Consider the following 11,798-nt stretch of genomic DNA (forward strand, 5'->3'; position numbering starts at 1 on the left):
ATTCCCGCAATCTGGAAATCAGGTAATCGGCCGCCCCAGGACAACCACCATCGTCGCCCTTGCGGGTGTGGATCCCGGATTACTGACCACATGCCGTTCATCCGCCGGATAACGCAGCGTCTCACCTTTTGAGATGCGCTCACTGCTCTCACCTGTTGCAACCTCCAGCTCCCCTTCCAGAACCGTCAGATTTTCCAGGGTTCCCGGATCGTGTGGATCGGAAACCAGACGCCCGCCCGGATCCACTTCTATATCATACCATTGCAGCCAGTTGACCGTTGTGATCGGTCCTAGGATGCGGAGGTTGCAGCGCCCGTCATCACTGCGGATCACTGGTGTGGAATGTTCAGTCAACTTGTCGAAAATCCTGGGATCGGTGTCTTCCCGCACGATCTCTTCCACCGTGATATGCAGCGCTTTGCAGATTCGGTAAATCGTCGACAGAGTCGGGTTATTCTGGTCCCGCTCGATCTGGGAAAGCACGGATTTCGATACACCCGATTTTGCCGCAAGATCGTCCAGGCTCATCTTATAGGCCTGGCGTAGACGCAAGACCTTGCGCCCGATTTTCGGCATTTCTCCGCCATCAACCATGTTAAACTATCCCAATCATCAAGGTCTGACACCATTTTCCGCTCTTTATGGCACAGGTTGGACAATTCTTGCAACGGAACATTTTTGATTGACAGAACATTTGTTCGTTTTATTGTACGAGACAGTTATTTCATGGGGAAAAGTCCCGGCTGAGGATTCAGGTTATGAGTAAAGATTTCGCCGATTGGCATCCGGAAACAGCATTGATCCAGGGCGGCCTGGAACGGTCACAGCACATGGAAACCGCAGAGGCGATTTATATGACCTCCGGTTATGTCTATTCCTCTGCCGAGGAAGCCGAGCATGCTTTCAAGACCGACGGCGCGCGCTATGTCTACAGCCGCTATGCCAACCCGACCGTAACCACCCTGCAAGAGCGCCTGCGCCTTCTGGAAGGGGCGGAAGCCTGTGTCACCACATCCAGCGGCATGTCGGCTGTTTATAATGCGCTGATCGCCCTGTTGAAAGCCGGGGACCGGGTGGTCGCCTCCAAGGCGCTGTTCGGGTCCTGCCAATATATCATCAATGAAATCCTGCCGCGCTATGGAGTTGAATCCGAATTTGTCGACGGTACCGACCTCGCCCAGTGGGAAGCGGCCCTATCCAAACCGACCCAGGCGGTGTTTTTGGAAACCCCTTCAAACCCGACCCTGGAAATCATCGACTTGCCGGCTGTGGCCGAACTTGCCCACAAGGCCGGCGCGACCGTAGTGGTCGACAATGTCTTTGCTACACCGGGCAACCAAAAGCCGCTGGAACTGGGCGCGGATGTGGTGATTTATTCCGCGACCAAACATATTGACGGCCAGGGCCGCTGTATGGGCGGGGCAATCTTGGGCACCCAGGAATATTGCAAGGAGAAGGTCACCCCCTTCATCCGCCATACCGGTCCGTCGTTGAGCCCGTTCAATGCCTGGATCCTGTTAAAGGGGCTCGAGACCCTGCCGCTCCGGATCGAACGCCAATGTGAGACGGCCTTGAAAATCGCCAAGTATTTCGAGGGCAATGACGCTTTTGAAAAGGTGCTTTACCCCCATTTAGAAAGTCATCCGCAGGTGGAACTTGCCCGCAAGCAGATGCGCCTGGGCGGCTCTATGGTCACTTTTGATCTGAAGGGCGGCAAGGACAAAGCGTTCAAATTCCTAAACGCGCTCAAAGTCGCAACCATCTCCAATAATCTAGGGGATTCAAAAACCCTGGCCACCCATCCCGCCACCACCACGCACCAGCGCCTGAGTGACGAGGAGCGCGCTGAAATGGGGATCACGGACGGCATGCTGCGCCTGTCGGTCGGGCTGGAGAATGCCGACGATCTGATCCGGGACTTGGATCAGGCCATCGCAACCCTTTGAAAACAGAAAATAACTGAGTTGGGAAATCTGGGTGATGAGTGACGTAATTGTAAATGGCATCAATGTTGATGAGGCAAAGTCCCTGCTCGACAACGGGGAAGCCGTCCTGATTGATGTCCGCGAGAGCAATGAGTGGGATAGCATGAATATTCCGGGGGCCACTCTGGTACCGCTTTCCGCTTTCGACCCGGCCCTCATCCCCCATGATCCGGCCAAAGTCGGTATCTTCCATTGCCGTAGCGGTCGACGGACCGCCGACAATTTCGGGCTGTTCCAACAGGGCCGATTCAAACAAATCGTCCATATGGAAGGGGGCATCCTGGATTGGCAGGCAAAAGGTTACCCGACCCAGAGCGGCAGCTAAGCACCAACAGCCTGGTCAATTATCCAGCTTGACCATCAATCCCAGAATATGGGTAACAACGCCATCCTTGCCGGCCATCGGGCAGTCGATGGATTCAAAGCGCATCCAATCCTTACCCAGATGCGCCATAGATCCGCCACAGGTCCAGGGCACCCGGCTCGATATCACTTCCCCCAGATAATCTGCGAGGATCTGTGCCTCCTCATCCGAATCTTCAAGGCTGAAAATGCGACCGGACTGGCTTGCCCCGGTTAATGAGACAACGGCTTCACCATTGAGGCGGTATTGATATTTACCTGGCTCAAGAATTTTGTAGAGAAACAGGTTGGGTGCCAGGGAGCGGTGTTCAACAATGTCAAAAGCATCCATCGCCGGCATCATTGGGTGGAATTCCAGCCACCAGTCATACAGGCTTTTTATCTGGCTAGAGACAAAACTGGCAGGTCCGGTAACCGGACGCCTGTAAAGATCAACAAATTCTGGGCTGATGGTACTGTTCATGAATTGAGGGTGGAGATCCGGCTGAATAACAACATTACGAAAGAAGAATAGACATTGTTGTCTCCGGCTGCATCACCAATTTTGGGCCGGCGATGTTTTTCTCACTTCAACGCCTTTTCCAGCAATGCGGTTAATTCATCCTCCATTCGCGCGATCACATCAATGAAACAGTCGCAAAAGATCTCCAGGAAATGTGTTTTCTGGTTTGCCCCATCCAGACGCCTCAATAGAAAATGCCCCGTTTGTACAATCATGATCACAGTGCCATTGGCCACAACCCGGGCCGCCGCATCTGTGCCGTGAGCCAGTTCTTCCTGACCCTGTTGCAGAAGGGGCCGGATCTCATCATACATCTCACGGAAAACCACATCCGCATCGGCATTCGCCCGCGCCTTATGACGCGCTAGTATGGTTTTTAAGGTCGCGAAAATCTCACGCAGGCGAGCACCAAATTCGTCGATACGCTCATCAGAAACTATGGCGCCCGGTTCATAGGCCGGCATTTCATCCAGGATCGCTTTTTTCAACACATCCTTTTCCACCAGACCCGCCGTAATATTCACCGCTTTTGGGTCCACCGGCTGCGTGCCCAAAATCCGGACCCCATCCGAACAGTTATAGACTTTCAGATGATTTGAACTTGTAAACAGTTTTTCAAAAAACATCCGGGCCAGGATCATGATCCGACTGGTGTAAACCCGATCCCGCCGATTGCCGGCAACCGGTATATTCTGCGGATCGGCCAAGGCCACTTCCTGCATGGTCTGGCCGGTGGCTTCCAGCATCCTGTTTTTCGAATATTCGTAAATCGAATCCTTGGAATGATGGGTCTCCGGATTAGGACCGCCAAGGTCAATGCCATAGAGCAGAAATTCGGTGATCCCAAAGGAAATACCAGCCCTGCAAGCAAGGTTAGTCACCGTTGGCCCGCTTAGGGGCACCATATCCGCCATCTCCACAAACAGCTTGGTCGGACAGAGCGAATCCCTGAAATAGAAAATGGTTTCCTTGAATAGTCCCGGGATGCGCGGATCGACTGTTGTTGGCGCAATCAGGATGGTATTTTTCAAACCCACCTCTTCCTCAATCGCCTCAAGCACATCCACATTCATCGCGACATTTTCGAACTGGGTGTGAAAATCCGGTTCAATCCCATTCCGTTTCATGATCGTGATGGCGGTTCCGCCGGATATGACGATCGTCTTGTCTGCGTTACGCTGAATGCTGTCGATGGATTGATCAATGGAGGGACCACTGCCGACAATCAGTGCCGGTATGGTCTTCGGACTGACGGCTGACGGCCCCATCAACCGGAAATGATGGCGTTTCAGATTGGCCACCGTGTTGGCAAACATCAGGCATTCATCTTCAAAAAAGCCCATGGATGCCGCCAAGGTGGTCAGGTTCACCCGGAAATGATCCCCCGCCTGGTCGATCAGATCATCCCCGTCCCGTTCCCGGAAGATGTAGCTGCCGTCGACAAGGGTATGATCAACACCGCGCAATGCCTGAAGCGCCCAATTGGCCGCTGCCTCCGGATCTTCCTCCAGAATAATGCGGACGGTCCCGCCGCGCGCTTCCAGTTTTTGAAACAGTCCGTCAAATGGCAGGATATTCAGACAGGCCCATAAACGATCCGGATCCGTTTCCACCAAGACCAGATTGCGCACGTCCAACCGGTCGAGCAGCAGCAAAGCGGCAATCCCACTCCCGGCACCGAAACTGACGAGATACCCAGCATCCGAAGACGGTTCGGCAGATAGCTCCCAGCCATCCAGGGCACCGTAGAGCGCCTTGCGAAAATCGCTGTGCACGGTTCCCGGATCCTGCCGGGCCGATGGCCGATCCAGCATGTATCGTTCCGGTGATTGGAGATATTCATCCACCTGGACCGCCGCAGAAGTCAGCGCGTCGGGTTGATAGAACGGCACACCCGCCCGCACCAGATTCAAAGTACCGGCTTCTGCCTCCCCCACAAGTGAGAAATCCGTCGGCCGAAAATTCCGGAAACGTGCCGCCAACCGCCGGCCATCCGCTTCTTTTTCCTTGATCACATCCAGATTGGAATCATACAGCGACCGGTTCATTGACATCTCCAAACCCTACCAACCAAGGAACCGTTCCAACAGGTCCAGCCCCGCTTCCGCGCTTTTTTCCGGATGGAATTGTGTGCCGACCACATTGTCTTTCGCCACGGCCGCGCAGATCGCCTGCCCTCCATAACGTGTTTCCGCCAGGCGATCATCACTGTTGGCAGGCCGGGCCGCATAAGAATGAACAAAATACACCTGAGAACCACCCCGCAGCCCGCCATCCAATAGGGTCTTGTCCCAACGGCCCGCAATCGGCTCCCCCAGGGCGTTCCATCCAATATGCGGCACTTTCAGGCGCCCGCCATCGCCATCCAGGGTAGGAATGGGCTCCACCATGCCGTCGATCAGGCCCAGCCCCGCATGTTTGCCAAATTCATGCCCTTCGGTCATCAGAATCTGCATGCCGACACAGATCCCAAGGAAGGGATTGCCCCGCGCTGCAACCTCCTTCAGCGGGTCCAGCAAATCCAAGCCACGCAAAAGCGCCATACAATGAGCAAAAGCGCCAACCCCCGGCAGGACCAGACGATCCGCATGACGCACCTGTTCCGGCGTCTGTGCCAGTGTCACCTCGCCCGCACAACATTCCAATGCCCGCCGCACACTGAGCAGGTTGCCGGAACCGTAATCAACAATCGTGACCCTCCGGTTCATGGCTCGATCTCCCGCACCCGCAATCCCGCCTGCTTCAGTTCGGCTTTCATTTCCACCAAACCAATCCGCTCATAATGGAGAATATCCGCCATGGAAACCGCATCTGGAACGGCCTGTTCCACCAATTTTGTCAGATCCGATACAGATCCCATTCCACCGCTTGCAATGACCGGCAGATCCACAGCCTGCGTCACCGCCGCGACCAGCTCGATATCATATCCTTTGCGGGTTCCTTCCTGATCGACGGAGGTGATCAGCAATTCACCAGCCCCGAACTCCGCCCCTTGGCGGACCCAATCAATCACATCCCGTCCGCTATGCTCACGCCCATTGTCATAATAGGCCTCCCATCCGCCGCTGGGCTTGCGTTTGGCTTCGACACTCAAAACCATGCATTGCGCGCCGAAAGTTTCCGCCATTTCCCGGACCAGTTCCGGACGTTTCAAAGCTGCCGTATTGATAGCGACCTTATCCGCGCCCGCACGCAGCAAGGTTTTAGCATCCTCTACCGAGCGAACACCGCCGCCCACCGTCATAGGGATAAAAACATCCCGGCTCGCTTTCTCCACGATATTTGCCAGGTTGTTTCGGTCATAAAGGCTGGCGACAATATCCATGTAGAGCAGTTCATCGGCACCGGCCTTATAGTATTTGACCGCATATTCCTGTGGATCGCCGATCACGCGCAGACCTTCCAGCCGAACGCCCTTGATCAGGTTCGGCGCTTTCACATCCAGGCGGGGAATGATCCTCAACATACCGCTTATCCTAGAGGTCATCGAACACGGTCCGGCGCAGTTTCCACACACCATCTTCATGTTTCCAGATATGCGGGGACCGGAACCGGTCTGTCAGGGCATCGAAATAGGACCGGTCCATGATCGGCTGCTCGAACAGTTTTGAGGCTTTGGGAAATTCTGCTTCCGGCAGGCTCAGATACTGGAAAATCTCTTCGGCGAAGCGCTCGGGAAATTCCCCGTCGAACTTACGGACCAGCATCTGTCCCTCTTCCCGGGTAATGTCGCCGGAACGAACTTCCTGAGCCGCGTCATAGGTGGCCCGGCCGATGCCGAATTTGATATAGGTGCAGTAATAATGGAAATCATCAATCCTGTCGTCGATGGAGTTATATTTTGAATAGGTGCCCGGCGTGCGTTCCGGAGACGCTTCAAACCCGCCATGTTCGGCGGCAAAATAATAACAACTCTGCGGATGCCATTTCAGATAGTAGCCAAGATAATGAACGGTGGTCCCGACCTCGGCCAGGCCCTTGGGGTCCGCCGGTAGATAAGGATCAACATCACTTCGGACCATATCAAAATCGGCCAACAGTTCCGGCACGGAAACACCCCCCAGATACATTTCGCTCAAATCATCGGCGGCAAAATAATCCGTTGATCGGGTCGCCCCCTTCATATCGCCCTTGGGATTTCCATATTCCGCTTCATTTTCACCATAAAAAACCAACGGGATCTTATGTAGGACTGACATTTTCGGTGCCAGATTCTTCTGGCCCAGAATAAAGGCCTGGAAGGGATGGAATAAATTTTCCACTGCCAGACGGGTCAACAATCGATGGGCTCGCCCGTTCGGGGTCATCAGATAATTGTCGAACCCGCTATGGATCCAACGCTCGAAATTTCGCCAACCCCATTCGGTATAAACATGCGGCGCCCAAGTCACGGTGAGCGGATGCATGCCGTATTTATATTTCAACATGTAGGAGGCATAAAAGCTGTCCTTGCCGCCCGAGCCAGGCACCACGCAATCGTATGAACCGTTGCGGCTGCGATATTTGTCACAAAGCGCGACCAATTCACGCTCGCGCGCCTCCCAGTCAATCTCCGCCTTCTTCTGTTCCGCAACATGACAGGCGTCACAGACACCGGCCTCATCCAGATGAATGGTGCCTTTCTTACTGTCGGCTTTATGTTTGAATTCAACGGCGGAATTGGGCCGCTGATTGGAAATCACGCATTTGCTGCAATAGGTAATATCCTGCGGCAGGCCATAATAACATTCAGGGTTATTGACCGCGCCGGAATAGGCCGACAAATCCGGCTGAAAACGACCCATATCCGGATATTTAAAGGGGCTCTTCATAGATCAGTCTTCCTTTGTCACATCAACCACGCCGGTTTCCAGTCCCATCCGTCTTGCCATCAGAAAAGAGACAATCTCCAGATCCAGGGGATTGTCGATGTCCAATGACCGGTCATCAGGCATTTCAAACAGTTTTGTATCCTCGTAAAACACTTTGGGTTCCGGGAAAAAGCTCTCCCGTTTCCAAACGTAAATCGAAGCATTCATATCAAAGCAACGAGGCGCATCCTGTCTGCGGGTCACCGCTTGTTCCAACGGTTTCGACAGGTGGACAAAATCATCCGATCCCCGTTCCACCAGATTGAAATAAGGCGACCGGCGACTGACAGCACCAGTAATCACATTGGAACAGCCACCGTCCTCCAGCAGGGCCACCGCACCGGTGATATCCTTGCGCAGTCGCAGGGGGGAGGTGACATCCATATCCACCATGATATCAAAAGCCATGCCGGTTTTCTGTTCCGCGGCCTCGACACAATGTTTTACCACCGGCAATTTGGCGGAGTTATCGGTGGCCAACGCATCCGGACGGCGGATCAGCAACTCAACACCATATTCCTCTGCAGCCTGCAGGATGGCCGCAGAATCACTGCTGACGGCAATGGCATCAAACATGGCGCTTTCCTGCGCCTGGACAATGGTGTGGGCAATCAGCGGCCGCCCCAGAACCGGCGCCAGATTTTTAACCGGCACCCCCTTGGAACCGCCGCGCGCACAAATCGTACAAATCCGCTTCATACCGCGCCCTCCCTCTGGACCCAGGTTCCCGTCCGATCGGCCCGCTCCACATCCCGGATCATTGCCATCACCGCCATGCCGGTCGACAAATCACATAGCCTGTTGTGACCGGGACCGCCCATGAAGGCTTCCAGTTGGTCTTTGTAACTTTGCAGATCCTCACGGTGAATATGTTCTAATTCACCATTCACACAAAGACGGCCTGCGATCAGGTCCGCTTCTAACGTTGTATGGGTTCCGTTGACCAGAATGCTCCGGCGCGCCGGTCGGTCAAAATAATTCATCCGGATGGACAGTTGCGGACAATTGCTCATTGAGGCCATGATCGTCCAGCTGTCGTCACTGGTGATCTCAAACCCGCCAAGCCGACCGCCGAGTGCCGTCAGGCTGTTCCAGGGACCGCATAACAGCATGGCCAGATCCAGTTCGTGGCTGAGATCCCGTAACACGCCACCACCGGCAGCGGACGATGCGGAATAGGTTTCCTTCACATCTCTTGAGCGCCGCCAATCCGGCAGATATTGTCCCACTTCGATCCGCACGGAAACCAAAGGTTCTTCCAATTCAGCCAGCCGCGCCTGCAGATGCCGGATCACCGGATCAAATCGCAGATTATATCCGACAAAGATCTCCGATCCGATGGATAGATCAGCTCCATCCGACCAATCCCGAAAAAGCGGTTTTTCCATCAGGACAGGTCCGTGAAAACCCGCCTCCCAAAGCTCTTGCAAATGTTCCAGATGCGCCGCGGTTTCGCTGGCAACCACGGTGTAGCCGGGTCGCCTGTCCAAGACTGCGTCTCTGATCACGGCATAATCACCGGCACCCGGCCGCCGGCTGACCGTGATCACATCATGTCCTTGCGTTTTCAATATTTCCGCGTGGCGCATCCCCGCACTGCCCAGGCCAATTACCAGCACCCGGCCCATCAGATATTTTCCTCGATCATCTGGTCAGGCAGATACAATTTTGTCGCCTTGCGCCCCAGGATGTGCCAATAGAGCGCGGGCGAAAGGCCGCCCGACGGCCGTTTAACCGTCAGATTTTCCTCAGTAAAGACATCCCCCGGTTTGATGGAAGTGGCGGCAACCAGGCTTCGCCTTGCCGCTGTGACATTTTCCAACTCGCCTACGGATGGCTTCTTTTCACCTGTCCCCATCGCCCGCACCATAGCGTGCAGCCGCTCGACGAAATCCGTCAGCTCCACCGGTTCCAGTGAAGCCGAGTGATCCGGCCCCGCGGCCCCTTTGTCCAAGGTGAAATGTTTTTCGATGACACGAGCCCCAAGGGCAACGGCCGCGACCGCCGCATCCGCACCAAGGGTATGATCGGAATAACCGACCGGAAGGCCGAATTGGTCACGCAATGTTTCAAGGGCTCGAAGATTCACCTCCGCCATGGGGGTCGGATAGGCGGTGGTACAATGCAGCAGGGTGACTTTTTCAAACAGGATCTGCTGCGCATCGGCGGTTGCGCGAAGGGCCTTGAAATCCGTCGCCGCCGCCGGAATCTCAGACGTCAAATATCCATGGGCCAGAACACCCAGTGCCAGCGCCACCTCATCCGGCATCCCCATGCCTGTGGACAGGATAACCTCACGGCCCGTGCGAGCCGCCGCGTGAAGAAGCGGGGCGTTGGTCAAATCACCGGAGCCGATCTTTATAAAAGGCGGATCCAACTCTCGATCCAAAAAGGCAAGATTGCCAAGATCAAACGGTGTTGCCGTAAATGCGATACCGAGGCTATCGCAATAGGCTTTGACCTCCAGCACTTCATCCCGGGTCAGACTAAGCGCACGCAACATCTCCTGCTGACCGTGACCATAGGTGCCTTTTTCTGCGCCGTAGGCCTGCTGATACGGAGCCAACGGTGCCTGGGCACTGGTCAACTGACCAGGATCAAAAAGCTGGAACTTGATATAATCAGCCTTAGCAGTCAGAGCGGTATCCACCAGTGCTAACGCTTTTTTCACATCACCATCGTGATTGACGCCTGCTTCCGCGATTATCCGAAGCTCACTCATCAAGCGGCCCTTCATAGAATTGTTTCGCCATCAAGGCGGTGAAATCTTCCACTTGTGTCAGCCTATCGACGAAACGGACCGATGAACAGCCGTCACCATAGGGATTTTTCACGTCTGAGAAATCAGCCTGAAACCCCTTTTCCATCGCAGCTACAACCTCTTCCGCCAAACTGCCGCAGTCGATCACGGATGCGGCCTTCAACCGGCCATCCTGCCGGGAACCGATATTCACGGTTGCGATGCCGAAACTTGGCACCTCATAAAGTCCGCTGGAAGAATTGCCCACAACCATATCCACCTGGTTCAGAAGGTTGAGATAGAGGTCAGTACCCAGATTGGCGCGAAACGCGGCATTCGGTCTCTCATCCGCATAGTGCGAAAACCGCCCTGAAATCGCCTGGCCGCCCGTATCCGCATTACTGCCGGTCAGGACGATAGAGAGATCCTGACCAAAATGATCCAGGGCTTCGAGAAGATTTTGCGCCTGCCCCAGAGGGTCCCCCTGCTCCAGGGTGGCGGGATGCAGGGTCACCATCAGATTTTTCTTTCCCGGCGCAAGTCCAATGGCCTGGAACACTTCATCACGGGGCTTAAAAGCCATATGGCGGATCTGGTCCAGGCCGGGGCTGCCGATCATATGAATGCGGTCCGGCTGTTCGCCCATGCGCATCAGCCGATCCGCCGCCTCGTCGTTGCTCGGAAAATGGAGGTGGGAAAGCTTGGTGATTGCATGGCGCATGGCATCATCGATCGCGCCCAATGTCAGATCGCCGCCACAAAGATGTGCAATAGGAAAGCCACACATGCTGGCTGCCGTGGCGGCGGCAAAAATCTCAAACCGATCGCCGAGCACAACCACCAGATCCGGATCCAGCTGAGGCAGGGCTTGTGAAAAACCGGCTATCCCCAGAGCCATCGCCTGGCAGATATCCGTTGGGCTATCCTTGCCCGGTATCAGCATTTCAATGCGAGCATCCACAGGAAATCCATCCTGCTCAATGATTTTCCAGGTCTCATCATGCGCATCTGAAAGATGCATGCCGGTCACGGCGACTTGTAGATGGAAGGCAGGGTGATCCTGCAATAGACGCATCGGCCAATGAAGCAGGCCATAATCGGCCCTGCTGCCGGTCACCACAAGAATGCGGCGCGGTCCTACGACTCGTTCAGACATTGTCATATCCGGGCATTCTGGCCATGTGCTTTCAATCCCTTCTGGATGGAGATCATATTAACCCGTTGTAAAGGCAAAGCAAAGCGCGTGCCGTTTATTAATTCACCATAATCCCACGATTTCCCGCAATTCACCTCAAGCCAACCTGTTTCCCATAATTTCCCATTCCAGAAGATTTTTCAGTTTCTGAAAATGACGATCT

General features: G+C 54.7%; 12 protein-coding genes. 2 read left to right on the forward strand and 10 right to left on the reverse strand.

What is annotated here, in order from left to right; genetic code table 11:
- Nucleotides 1-18: 18 nt before the first annotated feature.
- The gene (locus tag DFP90_RS04460) at nucleotides 19-594 is read right to left on the reverse strand and encodes a helix-turn-helix domain-containing protein (RefSeq protein WP_115935177.1); all 576 of its coding nucleotides are present in this window, start codon (nucleotides 592-594) and stop codon (nucleotides 19-21) included.
- Nucleotides 595-758: 164 nt separating this feature from the next.
- Here DFP90_RS04460 and metZ point away from each other — a divergent pair, with 164 nt between their 5' ends.
- A complete protein-coding gene (gene metZ, locus DFP90_RS04465; RefSeq protein WP_115935178.1) occupies nucleotides 759-1,946 on the forward strand; it encodes an O-succinylhomoserine sulfhydrylase in 1,188 nt (395 codons plus the stop codon).
- Between the two features lie 34 nt (nucleotides 1,947-1,980).
- A complete protein-coding gene (locus DFP90_RS04470) occupies nucleotides 1,981-2,310 on the forward strand; it encodes a rhodanese-like domain-containing protein (RefSeq protein ID WP_115935179.1) in 330 nt (109 codons plus the stop codon).
- Between the two features lie 15 nt (nucleotides 2,311-2,325).
- Here DFP90_RS04470 and DFP90_RS04475 read toward each other — a convergent pair whose 3' ends face one another.
- The 9 genes from DFP90_RS04475 to neuC form a co-directional block, all read right to left on the reverse strand.
- Nucleotides 2,326-2,811, reverse strand: coding sequence for a PAS domain-containing protein (locus DFP90_RS04475; protein ID WP_115935180.1), 486 nt, complete (start codon nucleotides 2,809-2,811; stop codon nucleotides 2,326-2,328).
- Nucleotides 2,812-2,912: 101 nt separating this feature from the next.
- Nucleotides 2,913-4,898 (reverse strand): motility associated factor glycosyltransferase family protein, encoded by a 1,986-nt coding sequence (locus tag DFP90_RS04480; protein ID WP_181905185.1) that lies wholly within the window; start codon nucleotides 4,896-4,898, stop codon nucleotides 2,913-2,915.
- Between the two features lie 15 nt (nucleotides 4,899-4,913).
- Nucleotides 4,914-5,558: an imidazole glycerol phosphate synthase subunit HisH gene (hisH, locus tag DFP90_RS04485; protein ID WP_115935182.1), complete on the reverse strand. Its 645-nt coding sequence runs from the start codon at nucleotides 5,556-5,558 to the stop codon at nucleotides 4,914-4,916.
- On the reverse strand, nucleotides 5,555-6,316 hold the full coding sequence (gene hisF, locus DFP90_RS04490) for an imidazole glycerol phosphate synthase subunit HisF (protein ID WP_245956959.1): 762 nt from the start codon (nucleotides 6,314-6,316) through the stop codon (nucleotides 5,555-5,557). Before hisF ends, hisH begins: the two co-directional genes overlap by 4 nt.
- A 10-nt stretch (nucleotides 6,317-6,326) precedes the next feature.
- On the reverse strand, nucleotides 6,327-7,661 hold the full coding sequence (locus DFP90_RS04495) for an N-acetyl sugar amidotransferase (protein WP_245956960.1): 1,335 nt from the start codon (nucleotides 7,659-7,661) through the stop codon (nucleotides 6,327-6,329).
- Nucleotides 7,662-7,664: 3 nt separating this feature from the next.
- The gene (locus DFP90_RS04500) at nucleotides 7,665-8,399 is read right to left on the reverse strand and encodes an acylneuraminate cytidylyltransferase family protein (protein ID WP_115935184.1); all 735 of its coding nucleotides are present in this window, start codon (nucleotides 8,397-8,399) and stop codon (nucleotides 7,665-7,667) included.
- Nucleotides 8,396-9,328, reverse strand: coding sequence for a Gfo/Idh/MocA family protein (locus tag DFP90_RS04505; protein WP_115935185.1), 933 nt, complete (start codon nucleotides 9,326-9,328; stop codon nucleotides 8,396-8,398). The genes DFP90_RS04500 and DFP90_RS04505 overlap by 4 nt, the downstream gene beginning before the upstream one ends.
- Nucleotides 9,328-10,422 (reverse strand): N-acetylneuraminate synthase family protein, encoded by a 1,095-nt coding sequence (locus tag DFP90_RS04510; RefSeq protein WP_115935528.1) that lies wholly within the window; start codon nucleotides 10,420-10,422, stop codon nucleotides 9,328-9,330. Before DFP90_RS04510 ends, DFP90_RS04505 begins: the two co-directional genes overlap by 1 nt.
- Complete coding sequence (neuC, locus tag DFP90_RS04515; RefSeq protein WP_181905186.1) at nucleotides 10,415-11,596, reverse strand: UDP-N-acetylglucosamine 2-epimerase; 1,182 nt, start codon at nucleotides 11,594-11,596, stop codon at nucleotides 10,415-10,417. The genes DFP90_RS04510 and neuC overlap by 8 nt, the downstream gene beginning before the upstream one ends.
- Nucleotides 11,597-11,798: the final 202 nt, after the last annotated feature.

The sequence above is a fragment of the Aestuariispira insulae genome (assembly GCF_003385955.1).
GTDB classification, from domain to species: Bacteria; Pseudomonadota; Alphaproteobacteria; order UBA8366; family Aestuariispiraceae; genus Aestuariispira; species Aestuariispira insulae.